The sequence below is a fragment of the Vibrio sp. 10N.286.52.C3 genome, assembly GCF_041468865.1.
GTDB classification, from domain to species: domain Bacteria; phylum Pseudomonadota; class Gammaproteobacteria; order Enterobacterales; family Vibrionaceae; genus Vibrio; species Vibrio crassostreae_C.
The window spans coordinates 14,946-33,205 of sequence record NZ_JBFRJM010000071.1; the positions used below are offsets into that span (position 1 = coordinate 14,946).

The 18,260-nt window shown below is 44.4% G+C and carries 19 protein-coding genes; 14 read left to right on the forward strand and 5 right to left on the reverse strand.

The features are described 5' to 3' along the window. From AB4138_RS21095 to AB4138_RS21125, 7 genes are all read left to right on the forward strand, one after another. Complete coding sequence (locus AB4138_RS21095) at window positions 1-795, forward strand: hypothetical protein (RefSeq protein WP_136987113.1); 795 nt, start codon at window positions 1-3, stop codon at window positions 793-795. Continuing rightward, window positions 795-3,197, forward strand: coding sequence for a MobH family relaxase (mobH, locus tag AB4138_RS21100; protein ID WP_372128045.1), 2,403 nt, complete (start codon window positions 795-797; stop codon window positions 3,195-3,197). The genes AB4138_RS21095 and mobH overlap by 1 nt, the downstream gene beginning before the upstream one ends. After that, window positions 3,190-5,103: a conjugative transfer system coupling protein TraD gene (traD, locus tag AB4138_RS21105; protein WP_162299038.1), complete on the forward strand. Its 1,914-nt coding sequence runs from the start codon at window positions 3,190-3,192 to the stop codon at window positions 5,101-5,103. The genes mobH and traD overlap by 8 nt, the downstream gene beginning before the upstream one ends. A 9-nt stretch (window positions 5,104-5,112) precedes the next feature. Further along, window positions 5,113-5,739, forward strand: a complete 627-nt coding sequence (locus AB4138_RS21110) for a hypothetical protein (protein ID WP_086715022.1) — start codon at window positions 5,113-5,115, stop codon at window positions 5,737-5,739. Next, window positions 5,729-6,412, forward strand: coding sequence for a DUF4400 domain-containing protein (locus AB4138_RS21115; protein WP_372069091.1), 684 nt, complete (start codon window positions 5,729-5,731; stop codon window positions 6,410-6,412). Before AB4138_RS21110 ends, AB4138_RS21115 begins: the two co-directional genes overlap by 11 nt. A 22-nt stretch (window positions 6,413-6,434) precedes the next feature. Beyond that, window positions 6,435-7,400, forward strand: a complete 966-nt coding sequence (locus AB4138_RS21120) for a S49 family peptidase (RefSeq protein WP_154723885.1) — start codon at window positions 6,435-6,437, stop codon at window positions 7,398-7,400. Between the two features lie 631 nt (window positions 7,401-8,031). Beyond that, a complete protein-coding gene (locus AB4138_RS21125; protein ID WP_154723884.1) occupies window positions 8,032-8,709 on the forward strand; it encodes a hypothetical protein in 678 nt (225 codons plus the stop codon). A 638-nt stretch (window positions 8,710-9,347) separates the two neighbouring features. On the opposite strand, the gene AB4138_RS21130 is transcribed toward AB4138_RS21125, so the two are convergent. Beyond that, a complete protein-coding gene (locus tag AB4138_RS21130) occupies window positions 9,348-9,836 on the reverse strand; it encodes a DUF4262 domain-containing protein (RefSeq protein WP_162299039.1) in 489 nt (162 codons plus the stop codon). A 768-nt stretch (window positions 9,837-10,604) separates the two neighbouring features. Here AB4138_RS21130 and AB4138_RS21135 point away from each other — a divergent pair. Then, a complete protein-coding gene (locus AB4138_RS21135) occupies window positions 10,605-10,907 on the forward strand; it encodes a hypothetical protein (RefSeq protein WP_102305682.1) in 303 nt (100 codons plus the stop codon). A gap of 92 nt (window positions 10,908-10,999) precedes the next feature. Here AB4138_RS21135 and AB4138_RS21140 read toward each other — a convergent pair whose 3' ends face one another. The 4 genes from AB4138_RS21140 to AB4138_RS21155 all read right to left on the reverse strand — a co-directional run bounded on the left by AB4138_RS21140 (window position 11,000) and on the right by AB4138_RS21155 (window position 12,823). Then, window positions 11,000-11,659, reverse strand: coding sequence for a hypothetical protein (locus AB4138_RS21140; protein ID WP_231903955.1), 660 nt, complete (start codon window positions 11,657-11,659; stop codon window positions 11,000-11,002). Then, window positions 11,656-12,141, reverse strand: coding sequence for a hypothetical protein (locus AB4138_RS21145; RefSeq protein WP_136987137.1), 486 nt, complete (start codon window positions 12,139-12,141; stop codon window positions 11,656-11,658). The genes AB4138_RS21140 and AB4138_RS21145 overlap by 4 nt, the downstream gene beginning before the upstream one ends. A gap of 14 nt (window positions 12,142-12,155) precedes the next feature. Beyond that, a complete protein-coding gene (locus AB4138_RS21150; protein ID WP_372069092.1) occupies window positions 12,156-12,371 on the reverse strand; it encodes a hypothetical protein in 216 nt (71 codons plus the stop codon). A gap of 83 nt (window positions 12,372-12,454) precedes the next feature. Continuing rightward, complete coding sequence (locus tag AB4138_RS21155; RefSeq protein ID WP_372050543.1) at window positions 12,455-12,823, reverse strand: hypothetical protein; 369 nt, start codon at window positions 12,821-12,823, stop codon at window positions 12,455-12,457. Window positions 12,824-13,128: 305 nt separating this feature from the next. Here AB4138_RS21155 and AB4138_RS21160 point away from each other — a divergent pair, with 305 nt between their 5' ends. From AB4138_RS21160 to AB4138_RS21185, 6 genes are all read left to right on the forward strand, one after another. Next, window positions 13,129-13,473: a DUF3085 domain-containing protein gene (locus AB4138_RS21160; RefSeq protein ID WP_136987140.1), complete on the forward strand. Its 345-nt coding sequence runs from the start codon at window positions 13,129-13,131 to the stop codon at window positions 13,471-13,473. 425 nt (window positions 13,474-13,898) lie between these two features. After that, window positions 13,899-15,725 (forward strand): DNA cytosine methyltransferase, encoded by a 1,827-nt coding sequence (locus AB4138_RS21165; RefSeq protein ID WP_372069093.1) that lies wholly within the window; start codon window positions 13,899-13,901, stop codon window positions 15,723-15,725. 98 nt (window positions 15,726-15,823) lie between these two features. Further along, window positions 15,824-16,153 carry a hypothetical protein gene (locus AB4138_RS21170; protein WP_372069094.1) on the forward strand — a complete coding sequence of 110 codons (330 nt, stop codon included), beginning with the start codon at window positions 15,824-15,826 and terminating at the stop codon, window positions 16,151-16,153. 84 nt (window positions 16,154-16,237) lie between these two features. Beyond that, window positions 16,238-16,633 (forward strand): hypothetical protein, encoded by a 396-nt coding sequence (locus tag AB4138_RS21175; protein WP_372069095.1) that lies wholly within the window; start codon window positions 16,238-16,240, stop codon window positions 16,631-16,633. Window positions 16,634-16,649: 16 nt separating this feature from the next. Continuing rightward, complete coding sequence (locus AB4138_RS21180; protein WP_154723878.1) at window positions 16,650-16,937, forward strand: hypothetical protein; 288 nt, start codon at window positions 16,650-16,652, stop codon at window positions 16,935-16,937. Between the two features lie 573 nt (window positions 16,938-17,510). After that, window positions 17,511-18,170 (forward strand): hypothetical protein, encoded by a 660-nt coding sequence (locus AB4138_RS21185; RefSeq protein WP_136987124.1) that lies wholly within the window; start codon window positions 17,511-17,513, stop codon window positions 18,168-18,170. The last annotated feature ends 90 nt before the right edge of the window (window positions 18,171-18,260 follow it).

The following is an 18,260-nucleotide window of genomic DNA, read 5'->3' on the forward strand; positions in this document are numbered from 1 at the left end:
ATGGCTGAATTTAAGCAAATGCGACGCCACATCCCCGTTTCAATCGTGTGTCGAAGCGAGACAATGTACCGCTACTTAGGTCAAAAAGGCGGTCAATTGGTTGGCGCAACACAACGAATTGCGACGCTGTACGAGTCCACCGAAGACAACGATGAAAACCGTGATGCGGTAGTGTCTATCTTTGAAACCAACTTTGAACATTTGGAAGAAGGTCAAGGTGAGTTTGCAAGACAGGCTGATGCAGTGAAGCGTAAATACCGCAAACAAAATCGCAATGTACCTTTTCCTGAAATCGAAGTACCAGATAACCACAAAGTCGTCATCGATGTGACCCACCCTGTCTTCCAACGTGTGTTGCAGGTCATTCGAAAGTTCGACAACTCGATGGCGGTCATGGAAGTACTTTGGATGGTAGGCGATGTCGACGAAGAACGTTACAAGTACGCGAAAATCAAACTCGCTTCTACGATGTCGCGCTTCTCTAACGACGTGTTCCGTATTACCAACCAACTTCGCTCGCTAGACACTGGTCGCGGCACAACACACCAACGCGTTAATCAACAAATCAATCAAAAGTTGAAACCAGTAGAGGTTGTTGAAGAGGTCACCGATGAGCAGCCAGATAACGTGTCGGCTCCATTGAATGAAGCTGAAACTGAGCAAGAAGCAGAACCGGTGGATATTCATGCTGGTGGCGCTGAGATATTAGGCGAAGACGAAGACCCACTGAGTGCGGAAGAAATTCAAACCGTAATAACTCAAAAATCCGATGAGTCACTACAGGAATCAGCTTAATGCGAATGTTTGATGGCGTCAGATCAAAATTAACTCAAAGTGCAATTATCGTAAAAGAGAAATTGCGCTTGAAAACTGGTGAGCTGCATGAGGAGTTCGCCAGTGAAACTATTTTGAAGCAGCAGCAGGAGATCACACGCTTGCAGAAAGAAGTCGCAAGCATGATCAAATACCCGCCGACGCCAGATGGTGTCCCTGTCTTAACGAAGGGGGACATTTTATTCGCTTATAGAGGCATTATTAAGGAAACCTTCCTTGCCGTAGGCATGCTCGAAGGTACAGATAAAAACCTGACTCCATGCTTTATGAACACGTACATGCACGCGATCCGTTCTGTGATTTCATTTTTCCACCTACTGCCTGCTAGTGAGTACCATCATCACAATGAAGTTGGCGGCCTACTTCGTCATTCATTAGATGTTGCCTTAATGACCTTAAGAATGTCGAAGGGCTCTCGGCCTTTGGCTATCGGATTCCAAGATGAGGAGATGCTACGAGAACCGCGATGGCGCTTTGCCGCATGGTTAACAGGTTTGTTGCATGATGCAGGGAAAGTCATTTCTGACATGAGGGTTTCGGGGAAAGAGCTGGATACTACCTGGAACCCACAAATTGAAACCATTTACGAATTCAGTGAAAAATACGGTATTGACCGCTACACCGTTAGCTGGAATCCACGCCGTGCTAATCATTACCATGAGAAGCTGTCAGTGCTGTTATTAGACAGAGTTCTGAGTGACACAGCAAAGCGCTGGTTATATCAATCTAACGATAACCTTTCAGGACCAATCATTGACGCGCTGCAGAATTATGCCCGTAAGGAAGGGTATATCGAGAAACCATTGCGCCGTGCCGATGCGCTCAGTGCCGAACGAGATCGTAGAACCCAATTCCACAAACTCATCGGACAGCGTAAAGCCGGTAAGAGTCACGGCATTATCTCGGCCATCCGTGATTTACGAAAAAACCGTTGGAACAAAGTCAATGAAATCGGTGCTCGCATGTATGTCATTGATGGGGAGGTATATCTCGATTACCGAAATGGCGTGCAAGACATCATCAGCCACATGAACGCCAATTCTAGCAACTCGGGTCACCTAGCCAGAATTGAATCCAACATTGGTATTGTGGTTCAGGAGATGGAAGAGCTAGGTATTGTGGAGCCGATGCACGAAGAGTCAGACTTTGTGAGGCTCACATTTACAGCGAAGCAAGGGAAGATGCGACAAGTTGATATCGTTCGTATCAGTTATCCAGATTTGGTCTTCGAAGGTGAATTACGCCCACCTAACCTTAAAGACTGTTACATCGAATTTTCTAGCATGGGCGAACGCTTAACAATCGACGCCAAAGGCAGCTTGGATTATACCGAGCCAAAAGATAACCCATTTCAGACCCTTTATAACTTGGACCCAGAGCAAGGCTCCCAAGTGAATCGTAATAAGGCTCGTTCGTTGAATTTGCCGGGGCTACCAAAACCACCTGAAGAACTCATGCAAGCTGCTGAAAATCAATCACCGACAACGACCCCGCAGCAGATCAATGCACCAGCACCGGCCAACACGAGCAACGATGGGAAGCCAGCAACAGCGACACCTGCTCAAAACAACGTACCTGCGCAGAAACCAGCACCCAAACCACAAGCAACGAAAAAGCCAGCAACGAAAAAAGCAGCGACTAAGACGAACACCACAAAGGCAAACTCACCGTCAAAGACAAGGGGGCCAACAATCGTGTTCGAAAATGAAACAAATCAGTCGGTGGAAGAAAACAATGCGGCACCTAGTGTATGGGATGGCATGAACATCAACGCAGCTGACGACAAACCGGTTCAGGCACCGTCGTCCAAACCTCTAGCCACCGCAGCTAAAGGGCGTAAGTCCCAAACACAGAAAGCACCGCAAAGAGCTTCCGCTTTAAAAAATGTGTCTGATAAAGACCTAAGAACCTTGTGTTATGTGATGGCATGGGCGCTATCCAATGGTAGGACCGATGGTGATTCCATTGTCAGCTACAGCTCAAGAAATGCGATCTACGCGCACAAAACGTGGGTTCTTTGTCTTGTAGAGATGACCAACATGGAAATAAATACAACGGCCTTTTTTGACCGCTTCGGAGATGACATAGAGCCAGGGAAAGTATTGGGCATTGACGCGACAGAGCACATCAAGTTGGACAGCAGTTGCGTCAAAGCCTTCGCAGAGCTGTTCGGTGTGGGCGAAAAGCTGTTCTTAGATCAAATTAAAAATTTCAATGACTATGGTAGGCCGGAGCGTATGGATAACCTCGATTTCTTTGCAGGAAAGCTCACCATTAACAGCGAGCAAGAGAAGTTAATTTTAGATTCAAACCTCGCCAAAGAATTGAACTTAATTGCTAATGGAGTCGCTTCTGATGTTTAAGTCAAAGACAAAACCCCTGTATGACGATATTCAAGACTACTTCCGTGAAGTGTTTGAGATACAACAAGCTCGCGCATGGCTGGCTTCGGGTGCTTTTTTCAGTGTCGCTGGTGGATATCAAGCATTGTACAACCTATTCACTGAGACACCGGCTCCCGATACGGTGATGCTGACAGGGCTAGGTATGGCCACCAGCTTTGTCATGGCCGCAAAACGATCTTCTGAAGCATGGCCAATTCTAAAGATGCAAGCTCGATTGTGTTCAAACAAACTGGATATAGAGTCTTTGGAAGACACTCGAAAGAAGGCAGAAAAATACAAAGACCGCATGTACTTAGGGACCGGCTTTAATTGGGGGCCTGAGCACGCCATCAATATGTATAAAATCAACGCCCTCCCTTCTGCACGCCGCGACCAAAAAGTGCCTTTATATTTAAGGAAGTTTATCCCCTATAACCCTGATCTGAACGAAGCATTAGGTGGGGAGCCATTCCTCATGGCCTTGGGCAACGAGAAAGCTGTGACTGTGCATTATGATGTAGGCCGCGCACACACAATCATCTACGGCGTTCCGGGCTCTGGCAAAACAACGTTGTTAAAGTTAATCGCATTAAACAAACTGTGGTCAAAGCGAAAATGCTTGCTCATCATCATCGACCCAAAAAATACGCCGGAAATGCGAAATGGGTTGAAAGCAGAGATGGTTCGTCAGGGTAAAGGGGACCAGTTCTACTATTTTGCCCCCGCACGGCCATCAGAGTCTGTCGTTGTTGATTGCCTAGCCAACTATAACCGAACATCGGAACTGGCAACCCGTGTCGTTGAATGTATTCCAACGGGCGGCTCTTCTGGGGAAGTATTTAAACAATTCTGTTGGGAACGTGTAAACCAAATTACTCAGGCAGCGGAATACATCGGTGAACGACTCACACTTCGTACCCTTCATTACTACCTGCGTGAAGGTCTAGTTCGTCTGGTAGAGAAAACGTGTGAAACGTACTTCAGTCAAGAAATAGGTGTGGACTGGAAAGCCCAAATGAACGGTCGCATCAAGGCCATGGGCTCGCAAGACTGGCTTGAAAATATGATCATGTATTATTCCGATGTCATGGCCAAAGACAAACCTTGCTCTCAACTTTCTGGGATCATTGACGCCTTCCATAAAAAGTCATCTGAAGTGAGCACCAAAACTGGCTCATTGAATGCAATTCTGGAACAACTTTGTTCGGCGCCTCTAGATACTTTGTTGTCCCCTGATTTAAATAATTTGTCGGACAACCAACCGAACGTCGTTAATTTACGCGAGTTATCAAACACAGGTGGAGTGCTGTACTGCGCCACAGACGGTTTAACAGACCCAGTGATTTCAGGCACCTTATCGAAGCTTGTGTCGGCAGCTGCAGCGGCATCGTCAGCTGAACGTTATAACTTTGGTACAGGAGAAGAGCCAGAGGTTTGCTTTATGGTTGATGAAGCCCATAACGCGCTTAATGATCCAATCCTGAATTTACTCGCCGTCGGTCGTCAATCCAAATACGAACTGTACTTAAGTACCCAGTCCATGCCCGACATCGTAGAAAAAACCTCGCAAGCGACCGCCGATAGGATAACCGAGCTGTGTGCCAATACCATCGCCATGCGATGTGAAGGCAAAGTAACTCGTGAATATGTATCAGAAAAGATGGGGGCTGCCGATCTAAGAAAGCATCAAAAGATGATTTCAAACAGCGCCTCAACACAAGATTCCGTCTCTTCATTCAATTCAGGTTCTGGTGTACGTGAGTCATCAGAAGAGCGCAGTTTATTTCCACCGTTCATGGTATCGGCCTTACCCAATTTACAAGCTATATGCAGCTTCTCAAATGGAAATAAAACCCTACTCCGCCTGCCTGTAGAGCCACGTTAAGGAAATATTATGAAAGTATCGACCAAATTCAAAAAAATTACTGCCAGCGTTTATCTGAATCGAACGATCGATAAAGAGTTGAGCGAGCGATTGAATTATCAAGCGTTTATTTGGCCGTCTCTTGGTGAGGTTCAAATGCGAGTAGTGAGGTTATTCGGTGACGTTGTGCCAGCTTCTTTCAATGAAGGAGAAGAAGAACTCTTACTTGACGTGGTATTGCGAGAGATGGCCGATACATGGGATGAGCATTATGAAACACACGGCAAGGAAGTCGCCTTCAAGCACATCTTTTTGAAAGTGTTTGACCGAACCTCAGAACTGTTCAAAGTCATGGTCACATCAGAAGACACAAAGGCAGGCTGCGACCTAATCTGGGACCCGATTCGCTGTTCATTTTCAGACTTTGCTACGTCCAGCCGCGTATGTTGCATGGAAGTCATTGACAGAAAACTAACCTCAGAGAGCGAGAAACATTGTCGCCAACTGAGCCTGTTACTGCTCCCTCAACTCTTCGGTCGTCCTGAACTCAATACAATGGGTATCGCACCCTACGCCTTCGAAGATCCTCGCTCGGTGAATTTGTTAGACCTGTTACTCAAACCTGAAAAGATATTGGAGGCTGCTCATGGCGCATGATACCCAATCTTTTATCGACGAAGGTAACAAAGCCCTACTCGGTGATGGTGTCTCGATACTAAACCCGTGGGTAAGACTGGGGTTTATGATCTGGTTCTTTTCTTTGTTGTATTGCTGGTTTGGTATGTCAGCGGAGCAATTTAGAGCCGACGTCATCGATGAGGTGTCCATTGTTCAGTCGACAATGACCGAAGAGCAATCAGAAATAGTGTTCGACCGTGTAAACGGTCAATACCAGACGACGATGGTCGATACGGGCATCTCCAATGTCATTGATAGATTTTATATCAAACCTGAAAAAACAAATGGGTCCGGGGTCTTTATTGCAGGCATATCAGAGCGGCTGGTGGATAACACAAAGATGTGGTGGTATCGCAGCATACTTCGACTGAACGTACTCATGGAATGGCTTCTTTTAGGCGGGGTGCTTATCTTCGCGTTCATGAGTGATTCTTACTACGAATATCGTAAGCGAATCTACGCCTTTACACAGCACAACGTGAAAATAGCGGCACTGGCCTTTCGCATGATATTCATCATTCTCTTTTCACTATGGGTCTTCCTTGTTGTCCCCATCATTGATGGCGGATTCTGGCGATATTTACCCCTATTTTTCATTGGTTTATGCATCCTATTAACCACCACGATCATGCGTGAATTCCAACGCTTTTAAACAGACATAGGTAATCAATAACATGCGGATATTTAAAAAGAAGAATCAAGAACCAAAGTCATTGAGAGAAAACCTCAAAGAGTTTACGCAGCGATACCGGTCTATTCACAACCTAAATCGGATTAAGGTTGGTTTCATTGTCTTTGGTGTACTGTTTGCCGTTGGTCAAACCATATATAGAAGCCATTACTTCAATATGCCAGTGCCACATATCGCCTTAATCCAATTAGAGGGAGCGGTAGAAAGAGGCAGCCCTACCGCTGACGGCACCATACTTTCAGAAAGCATCAGGAAAGCAATGAAAGACCCTCTCGCGCACGCGATTTTAATCGAAGCCAATTCACCTGGTGGGAGTCCCGTGCAGGCAGAGATTTTACATCGCACCTTAATGTCCATGAGAGAAACTACCAATAAGCCGGTCTATTTTTCGATAGGAGAAATGTGTGCTTCTGCGTGTTTATACATCAGCTCTTCCGCTGACAAGGTGTATGCACATAGAAATTCATTGATTGGCAGTGTCGGGGTACGAATGGATACATGGGGGTTCGACAAACTCATTGAACAAGTTCAAGTTCAAAGACGAACGTACACGGCGGGTAGAAACAAAGCGCTTTTGGACCCATTTTTACCTGAAAACCCAGAAGCAACAAAGCACATTGAGACGCATGTCCTCCAGCCGCTGTTCGAAGAATTTAAAGATGCCTTGATTGAAGGTAGAGGCGAGAAATTGATGACGGATAACCCGGACATCTTTACCGGTTACATCTGGACCGGGGCTGAAGCTGTCGATATAGGCTTTGCAGACGAAGTGAAAACGCATTTCGAGATCCGTGAAGGACTAAGAGATGAATACCAAGTCACGGACATACAGAACTACACCAAAGCTAAATTCAGCATGATGAAGATTCTGAGCTCGGACTTTTGGGCAGAAGTTCTGGTTAAAACCGCCATCAAGCTGCGTGCAGATACCGAGCTGGAATTGAAATAGACGTCATGCTGGTTAAGAGCTGGCACTTGTCAGGGAAAGTGACATCAGGATTGCTTCTGTGATGTCACTCTCCCTGAATATCAAGTGAAATGGATGACATGATTGCGAAGAGCGTGCTTTCAATGTCGTTCAAAGACAATATTCACGCAGGTGGTGGAGTGATGGCAAAGGAGCCTACCCCTGTATGCGATAACATAAAATGTTATTGTTGAATAATATTTGAGCAGGGTAACTGAAGTATCTTCATATACTGGATGCGTTTCAGTTCGTGGAGTACCAACAAGCACGTAATCGAAGGGTGTGATGTATGTTGTGTTTCTTTTATTCGCAATGGCAAATGCTACAAAGATTGATCTTGTGCCAATAAATGTGACCGGATTCAAACAACGAATGATTTGAGTCAATGAAATTATCAACTTGGCTAGAGCAATTGCATAAGCCATTGATATTTCTATAAACAAAAGCATTCACTCATTAGATAGCTGTAAGCCCTTTCATTACACGGGATTATGCACATGATCCGGTAAGACGTTTATTAAAGATGCCTATTTGCCAATAGCAGATCCCTTAATTACTATATTCAAAACTATGAGAAAATTATCACTCCAATCTTATTGCAGTTAGGTGGCTTATGAGTAACAAAAAACAGGGACGTGACAACAAAGCAAGCACTGATGAACTCAATTTGACGCATCTGCTTCCTACACCTAACGGTAATGATGTTCGCGACGAAGTAAATGCGATTTTCCACAAAATGTCATGTTCTGAGCATGAAACCAATAAATTTGACGCTGAATGCTGCAAGAAGGTAGCGGATAAATTGACGCACCTCTATGCGTCAAGAGGGATCATTAGCGGTGACTTAACTGAGCATCATAAGCAAATCGTGGATTTTTCTCCTGAAGTGGAGCTGCAGCGCTATTTAGAAGGCCAAGCAGAAGATGAGCTTTTATGTAGCGCTCAGTGCCAATCATCAAACCACCAGCCGAATGCCTCACCGCCTGAGTACCCAATTGACACACTCAATGATCGGATTCTTGCGATTGTTGCAGAAGGTAAATACCTAGAAAGTCGCATGAAAGAACTCGGCGCAAAGGGTGGTGGTATTAGTACGATGAAGCGTTCGATTAAATACAAGTTACCCGATTGGGTTCTTAAGCATTGTGATGTGATTAGCGAGATCCACTTCAAGGCACTCCATAGACTGGATTACAATGTCAGTCGACAAGAGACAGAATCTTTCTTGGAAGCGTGTTCGCAGTTAAGAGCAGGGTTCTTTTGCGTAGACGATAACCGAGATGAGCAATAACCATGATCTGATGAGACTGTTCATCGTCAGCGCATGTAAATACCCATCCCCTATCTTCGTTAATCTAAGAGCGCGTTAACTCACTCAGGTCGTATTCAAAGTTCAGAGCCGAGTGGTGTAGGACACTGGCCGTTGTCTCTGCGCGAAGACTGGCCACAAATAAAGTTACGTTGTGTGCAACTTCTGCTTTATTCTCGACATTATAAGACCGTGATGTTCTCTTCCGCTTCGACGTCCTTACTCCAAATTCATCAGATGTAAACTCAGTCCAAGATACGTCGAATACTGGGTATGGCTTTCCTCTACTGACTCGTTGTGTTTCTCTCACTGACACTTGGCACCCATACTTAAGCTTCTTTACCCATCGTGGGTACGCGAGAATTAATGCAGCTCGCATGTCGCCATAAATATACGCGAGTTGCGCTTTAACGTATGTTTCTGCACTGCTTTAGGGGATTGATAACGAGAGGTAGAGAAATACTCACTGTCAGTGGCCTTTTCAGACCAAACAGTCGGGATCTGAATAAAGTAAGATCCCGCCCGTTTACTGCATGGAAATACATAGCTATTCATGGGTTGAAATTGTCCATCCTTGGTCAAATAACAGTCGTAATATGGAGAAATGGATGTTCTTCTATCTAGTTGTATAAGTTTTCGATCTGTTGCACATCAAAGAAGATGCTTTGATACTTTTTCCATTTTGAGTCGACGTGCTCTTGCCACGGAAAGCGGCCATTTGGGTCGGGTAAAACCAGTTGAAACATCGGAATTTGCTTGTCGGTCATGTCCAGCGTGGTTTCAGCAACGGTGAACGTACCATCATGCATATGCTCTTGAGATACTTTAACCAATGCAACCGGCACATTGAATACCTCTTCAACATAAGTGATAGGTTCATCTAACTCAATCACGCGTTCTTTGATGTGTTGAGCAAAATGGTTTCCGAAGAAGTGCATTTGTTCTGGACTTAAGCCGGTAATGGCGATCTCGAATGCGTTATCTGTACTGACCGACACGCCAACGGAGTACACATACTCTTCACCCTTTGGGCTTGCCGTCATAATGAACGTTGCCTCACCGTCTTTTAATGATGCTACAACTGAATCCATAACATTTAAACGTTCCATAATCATCTCTCTCATTGTGGGGATGGGAGTATTATGTAAGTCCGTTTCTTCGTATCCCCCCGATAGTTGAATCGTCCGATAGTTCAAAAGTGTTCAGTGGGTAAACGGGGGGTAAAATAGAAACCCGTTCAAGTCAAAAAGCCATGAAACATGACTCATTAGATTTCACCGTTGCACAATTTACTTGAATGAAGATTCCAAATGAAAATGTAATAAAGTCTCCATTATGAGAATCAATCCAAAACATACCAAATTTTGTTGAAGAATTCAGGGGATCTTGGTAAACAGATATTAATGCAATTGAGTGCATTTTCATTTGCCACTTAGCAAGGCGTTAATAATTGATAGAATGGTTTTGTTTCGAGTTAACGGAAACTTTAATGGTTTAGTATATTGTTACCTTTATTCAAAATTTTATACTAAGTCTTAAAATTCTTTCCGTTAATTGACATATTGTACCACACTCATCTGCATACTGTTTTACATGGACGGACACTGTACGACAGTAGCAACAAGTCCAAAAACTAAAAAATGCTATAATTTGATAACAAAAATAATAATAAGAGCACTCACATTTTTATAGCGAATGTGGTTGTTTTAAAGCCTTGTTTTACCGAAGGTTTTAAGAAAAGAAAAAACTAACTACGTCAAACGTTGCAAACAGTAGATATATCAAAAGTAAAGGAGTGTACGTCTACGCATTTCCTAAACATTTATAGCCATTCGAAAGTTTGGTTTAACTAAAGATAAGAATACTAAGTTAATATTATGCAACTACATCATACGCACGAGTTAAACACCACATCGAATCCATTTGAAACATTTGATGAAAACATCATTATGTTTTTGGAACATTATCAGATCCTCGATTTCAGTTTTGAGTCGTTGAAATCCTTTTTGAAAGCAGAGTATTGTGCGGCAAAGAAAACCGCTTCTTTAAACTTAACGTACCAAGAATGGGCGTCAAAGAACGACGAATATGTGTCGACCGTTTCTTCTTACTTCATTTATAAAAATTGGTTAATGAAATACGCGCCAACGGAATCTAACCAATTGGTCACGCTGCATTGACTGAACGCGTAAAAGCCCAAACATCTCACCGATATTTGGGCTTTTTCTTTGCCTGTCCCTACCCGATTTCATGTCATATACATGGTTTCTTTCTAACCCTCCGGTGATTCCATATTAAAACAGACCTTTCTTTGTTTTCTTGAAATGACATCGATCTGCTGAATGACGACGCTGGCCGGAAGCGCAGGTTTTCCCCCTACATACTCAAGATGCTGTAACTTCAAAAGCAATTGAATTAAAAATGCCTTGCATAACAGTTCAGATATCTCTTCGACACACACCGTTAAGTGGTCCAAAGGGCTCGATTTATCGAGGTGATCAAAGTATTCATTTTCGATGAACGACAGGGTGACAGCCCCAGAACCCACACAAGGTTCATATAACGATATTGCCCCACTATCTTCATTCATACCTGCGCGATTCAAGCCAGCTAAGAGCTTTGCCAGCGCGATTGGTGTTGGGAAAAAATCGTTGGTGTGCGCCAAGCTGGAGTATTTGGATAACAAATCCCCAAGAACATCCGTCTCGCCTTCTTCTATGGCCAACTTGCATATCAAGTGCGTCATCAGCTGACAATCCTTCTGGATATCAGGGACGGACAACTGTTCAATAACCGTCTCGCTCGGTGGGTACATCTCGGTATGTAAGAAACACCAATAGTCGATGAACATATCGAGAAATGAATGGGTCCCAAATTGATACCGCATACTTTCAATGACATTATTCAATTGGTTCTTCAGATCCTTACTCATGCGGTTCTCTCCCAATATTTCATCGTATTTGGGTCAACGCACAGCGCCATGTCTAGCCACTCTCCAAGCGCATCATCGCAATAAAAACGAAAACTGAATGCACAAGACTGCTGCTCTAAGTTGCCACGAATGTCGGTAAACCCTTCACTCGACACCGACACCTTGAGGTGTCTGGAATCTTCAGAGAAACTAAGTTGGTACTTATCCATATACGCTAACAGTGCAAACGGATCATCGAACTGGCCATGTATCGCGAAGAACCTCCCTTGTGTCTCGACTAACTGTTGAGTCATTCGCTTCACAGCTTCAAGGTTATCGATAGGGATGACACGACCGTTGTCCAACGACACGTTGTGATTGATGACAAACCGAGGTGGCTTGCCATCGATGCTCATGTAAATTGCACGACTTCGGTAGCTCTGTTTCGACAATGAGGTACGCAAGACCCCATGACTAATGCTGCTAAACAAAATAATGCTCATAAATCACCTCGGCTTTATTCGGGCTCATACCCGTATTCGTCGAGACACAGACCACCAGCGTCATTGAGCCTCACTGAAACACCTTGAATGCCAGTGTTGTAAACAATGGATTCCTCTGTACTCCCGTTCGCCAGTGACTGGTCGATGAATTCCTTAAGCTCACCGAGCGTTAATAGATCTTGGGTCTGTGGAGTCGCGTCGACATCTTGCATTTGAATTGTGTCTGTCATGGTCATCACCTTAGTGTTGGTTGTGATACTGGATGTGGAATGAAACGAATTGGCAGTGAACAAGCGGTTAAACGTACCCGCAGTTACCAATCGAAAGTCTCAAACAAAGGGATTTGATTGGCGTCTCGGTCGAATTCAATTAAGCCGATGTGGTTGAACGTTGCCCAAGCCATGATTTGATTAAATGTGTCACTCATACCATCCATCGTATTGAGGGTTAGACCTTCACTGCTCATTGAGTCATCGGGGTCAGCGGCTTGCAGCTTAATAAAGTAGCCATACTCTCGCTCTAGAACGTGTGTGTGGGTGTTACTGTGTTGTTGAACCAAAACGCTCAAGCGTTCGGAGTCATCTTTCGTAAGATGGCTAGTCGATAATGCCAGTGAGAGATAGAGTTCCATGCTGCTTGTTTCAGCGAACTTTTGGATATCGGTTTGGATAGAGTTAATCATCGTCAATCTCCAAGTGATGTGGGTACATAAGGTATGGCCCATCATAGGGAGAGCTGAATGCCACTCCCCCCGAACTGGCTGGCAGGGCAATCATGACAATGGATAGTGAATGAAACGGGGGAGAGATAATTAACGAAGTTGATTTAATGGCAATACGAATGAATAAGGCTATTTATGGTGCCAACTGTTTCCCCACATAATTTCTGCTCGGTTCATTTCTCCCCCCGTTTCCGCCTGGTGCTGATTTGCTCCCCCCAATTTGCTCGCGTAGTTTGATAGGACATCCACAAAAAAAGGAACTCATTATGGGAATCGCAATCTTTACTCGTCAGCAAGTGGAAGAACTTGTCCAATTCTGTAAGAAGCACAATAAAACCCAGTTTTTCCTTGCCAAAGACCAAGGCTTGTACATTGGTCAAACCGTTGGCAGTCAAAAAAACAATGACTTTGAGAACAACATTCAATATGCCAACGGGTGTGATCCTAAGTTGGATGATGATGAGTGGTGGGATAATTCAAGGGACATCGCAGGTGGCGACGATTTTGGCGAACACCTCCCTTTAGGCACGATTGAGAAGACCTTAGCTGACAACTCTTGGAAGAATCTTAAAGTGAAAATCACTGAAACCGAACTGACGTTCATCGTCTAGTAAAGAGTGGCAGTGTTGAAGTATTTTGACATACGGCGTTGTGAGCACAGCGATTGATTTATTTATAGTGGGGTCGCACTACCCGCACATGCGTTCCCACTATAAATATCGCTTTTTCACGATCGATTAGAACTCAGGGCTGCGTTCAGGATTTGCAATGTGACCCCTACCTCTTGCCTCCCGCAAAACCGCCTACGGCCATAGCCAGTTGACAGTACGGCTTTAAGAATGAGTACACCACACTGAGTAGTGCAGATACTGAACTATGACCCTCACCTCCCCCCTAAAATCGCACAAGCCATTATCCAATCCCCAGCGAACAAAGAAATGGGGGGATAGCTCACTATGGCGAGCTAAATTATTCATTCAGCAGCTGACTGTGCTCAATATCAGCCGAATAATAATGTCCAACTAGGAGGTCAACCATGGGAACCCTAATGAACAACAACCAGATAACAAAAAGTATGGGTAAAGCCTTTGGGTTATTAAAGGGAGAAGTGGTACTTGATTCATTTGCGGGAGGCGGAGGTGCCAGTACCGGTATCGAACAAGCGTTAGAGTGCTCAGTCGACATCGCGATTAATCACAATTTGGACGCGATCAACATGCACAAAATGAACCATCCCAACGCGCAGCATTACTGTGAAAACATCTGGGATGTTGACCCTGAAGAAGCCTTACTTCGCAGTGGAGGTGATTCTATCGGATTGGCTTGGTGGTCACCCGATTGCACCCATTTCTCGATTGCGAAAGGAGGTACGCCCGTCAAGCAAGCAATACGTGGGTTAGCTTGGGTTGTCATCAAGTGGGCGCTACGGGTCCCAATTCGCGTTAATTTTCTTGAGAACGTTAAAGAATTCAGCACTTGGGGTCCCTTATTACAAGATGAGCACGGCGACTGGCGACCAGATCCTGATCGTAAGGGAGAGACATTCAGAGATTTCACCAAAGCGCTGACGGTAGGGTTATCCCCTCGTGACCCGTCGTGGAAAGAATGCGTACTTGCTTGTGGGATTCAATACGACATTAAGCAGAAGCTCAAACTGTTCAAAGGGCTCCAGTACGATGTTGATTTCCGTGAACTAGTGGCAAGTGACTACGGCGTACCAACGATTAGAAAGCGTTTGTTTATGGTCATGAGAAATGACGGACAACCGATTGAATGGCCAGAAGTCAGTCACGGTGATCCAGCAATCAATAATCAATTAGCCCCACAAAAGGTTGCTGCCGACGTGATTGATTGGACTATCCCTGTAAAATCCATATTCAATCGTAAAAAGCCATTGGTAGAGAAAACCATGGCTCGTATCGCCAAGGGGTTACAAAAATTCGTTTTTGATTCTGATGCGCCTTATATCGTCGAGCACAAAAACCAACGACCATTCATTACCGAACACGCCAATGCGAGCAGTCAACGAAATATGCCAATCGATGAGCCGTTAAGAACCATTTGCGCTCAGGTGAAAGGGGGGCATTTTGCTGTTGTGTCAGCAGATTTAGAGCAAGCATTCCCCAATGAGCAAAATAATGACTCGCCATCGGTCAAGGACAACAACCAAGAGTTGTTAGCGTTCATGGCCAAACATTTTTCAGGATGTTCTGGTGCCGATATCAATGATCCGTTAGCGACGATCACAGGCGTCGACCACAACGCATTAGTGACAGCGAACGTCGAAAAATCGATTATTCCCACCTATGAAGAATGGATTCAATCTACTGAAAGATGGGGAGGGACACGCGCTGAATATGAACGCCTGTTTGGTCAAGACGTGGAAACAGTTACTACCAGTCACGTTATTAAGATGAGAGGCACCAATCTTGGGCATACAGTGAGTGAACCGGCTCATACAGTGAGCGCTGGTGGCAATCACTTAGGGATCGTCAACAGCTTTCTCATTAAGTATTTTGGTTCTAATTTCGGCACTGACATCACTACGCCAGTTCACACGTTAACCACCAAAGAGCGCTTTGGGCTCGTTGTCGTGCGGGGCGAAGTGATGGTTAAGATGCACGGTGCTATCTATCGAGTGATCGATATCGGTATGAGAATGCTAGAGCCCCATGAACTCTTCTTGGCTCAAGGCTTTCCAAAAGACTATCAATTTCAATTTGACCAAAATGGAAAGAAAATCAGCAAAGCCAAACAGGTCGCACGCTGTGGTAATTCTGTTTGTCCTCCCGTGGCAAAAGCATTGGTTTCGGCCAATATCAAGCACATACCGATGAACTACGCTTTACCAATAGCCGCTTAATACCGTCGTCTCCAGTACCCATGAACTAGCGGCCTAGTTGGTCGCTAGTCACCGAAAGCCAAAACAATGTAACACCATCACGGACATACGGAGTTCACATGGCAACACAGCTTCAATGCGAAATCAAAATCTCGACAAGCTTAATGGCCGTTTCAGTGGTATCTGTCCACTACGATAACAATCAATTTCTCGGACTCATCGATCAAGACGGAGATATTTTGGGTATGCCATTCAACAGCCGACCTTACAAGCCAGTCAATCCATACAGTGAATCACATAGCAAACCACATATCGGTGAGCCCTACATCGGTTACGCCGCCAAGCAACGTTACGATGGCACCTACGATATCCTATCCGAGCCCAAACCCGTTTCAAGATCCTGGGAGGACATCGAGGATGCACAAGTCACCGAACTTTACTGCAAATAAAGGCAGGAATCTCTGCGGCTAATTGAAATTTCACCGAGCCCTTCTTGTTATAAATGGATATCGTCAGAAATTGGAGACATCACAATGCTAAAGAAAATTACGAGCTTTACCCTAAAATCAGTGCTCGCGTTCTCTGTAACGATAACCCTCGTATCATTCGGTCAATTAGGTCAACTCATGGCGAGTAAAACCCACCTTGAAATGTCAGTCATTGAAAATTGGATCACCTCTCACCCAGCTGATATCGTGCTGGTGGCCGAGTATCGAGAGAATTGCTTAAATCATGGCAAACAGGTTACCAGAGATAACCTCGAACAATCCTTAGCAGCGGCCAAACTAGAAGATTTCCTTGTCACCAAAGAGCGCTGTGCGAAATCGATGGGTTTAGAAGAGCTGCATAACAACATTGAAGTCGCCGTCCAACAAATCGAGTCGTATGCTTGGCCATTGTCATTGCTGGACGACTCACTAACGAACTAGCGATAAGGAACTTGCCATGTTACATACACAAACAAGCCCAACTGCGGCACAACTAAAACATATCATTGCAAAAGCCGAACAAGACAAAGCGTATCGATTAAAAACGGCAGCGTTTAAAGAGTGGCAGCACAAACTCCACCCAAATGACCAACTCCCCCGAGGTGCCTTCTTTAAGAACAAACGTGCGGGAAAGCCCATCGTTATCATGGACGAATTTCATAGGTACTTTGAAAGACCAGCACATCCATTCCCGTATGACCCAACAGCCGCTCTCAGTACCACAAACCAAACACAGAACGCTTAAACCTAAGCCACATTGGGAACACGAGCGCGAATACTATTCAGATGATAGAGGAAAGGTATGACAACTTCACTTGAAGCAATGCAAAGAAACGGTGTTGTCATGGAAAGACAGTGAGGGAACGTAATCAAGCGGAAATAGCAGGTCAAAATATGCACAGTTTATGCAATTGGATTTCTTACACACCGAATTGGTGTGGGAGAGTAATAAAGTCTCATACCAAGTAATAAAGAATCATACTGAGTATTAAAGTATCATACTAAAACGGCAGCGATCTCATCGGTACGCTGCCACAATCGGTACGCTGCCATTTCTAAATCGAAAATGCCCCGAAATCATCTAAAGCAAAAGCTCATACGCATTCTGTTAATATGAATTTGCCCTACGAAAAATTATCCGAAGGGAGGTGCAACAAGCGGAACAGTAAAATGAGACTGCATTTAGCGATTAAACTCTCATTAACTGTCGGTAAGTCAATGATTTAAAATTGAAAGAAGCAGAGCGAAAATACACAATGGTGAGAATAAAAATGGTTTTTCACCGTCTAACTATCGTTATGCTCTATGAGGGAACTAAATGAGAATACTTGGCATAATTGCCCTAGCAATCGTGGTCTTTGTTTCAGTTGTGCTCTTTGTCTCAGTTGTTCTTAATCATGAACTGGTGTTATCTGTGCAGAAAGCTGGGACAGTGGATGGTTGGTTAGGTTTTTCTGGTGGTCTCTTTGGTGGATACTTGGCGTTCCTTTCAGCTTACTATATTTACCACAAACAACGCCACGACATAGTCAGACCCATTTTGGTTGTCGAACCTGCTAATAAACCTTGTGGGAACATGCTTCACGTTATACATCGGGATGTTGGAGCTGATGGCTTACCACTAAAACACACTAAGCAGATCCCAATATGCATTAGGAATATTGGCATAGGAGCCGCGTTAGATATTGAATGTGAAAGTACAAGCCAGTACAAGCTGTACTATTCCTCATCTGATGGCTATGGGTGTGAAACTCATGAATCGCTTGTACTCATTGGAATTGCTGATAACCAAGTTGAAGTTCGAGATCTACTAATTCAACTTCCTTCTCTTGAAGAACATGCTGCACGAACTGTTGAGTTTACGTTAGCTTATAAAGGGGTTTATGGACAGAAGTATACAGTCATTGCACAGGTGTTAATTGAAAGCACTGACCGAAAAACTAGTGAGTCTTGGGTTAAGACGATAAAACGAACATAACAAATAAATGTTCAAGAGGAGCTTCCAACGCTTAGCACTCTCAGTTCAAGGTTAGGGTCATGTTTACAACGTAATAGTTTAGGTTTGGTG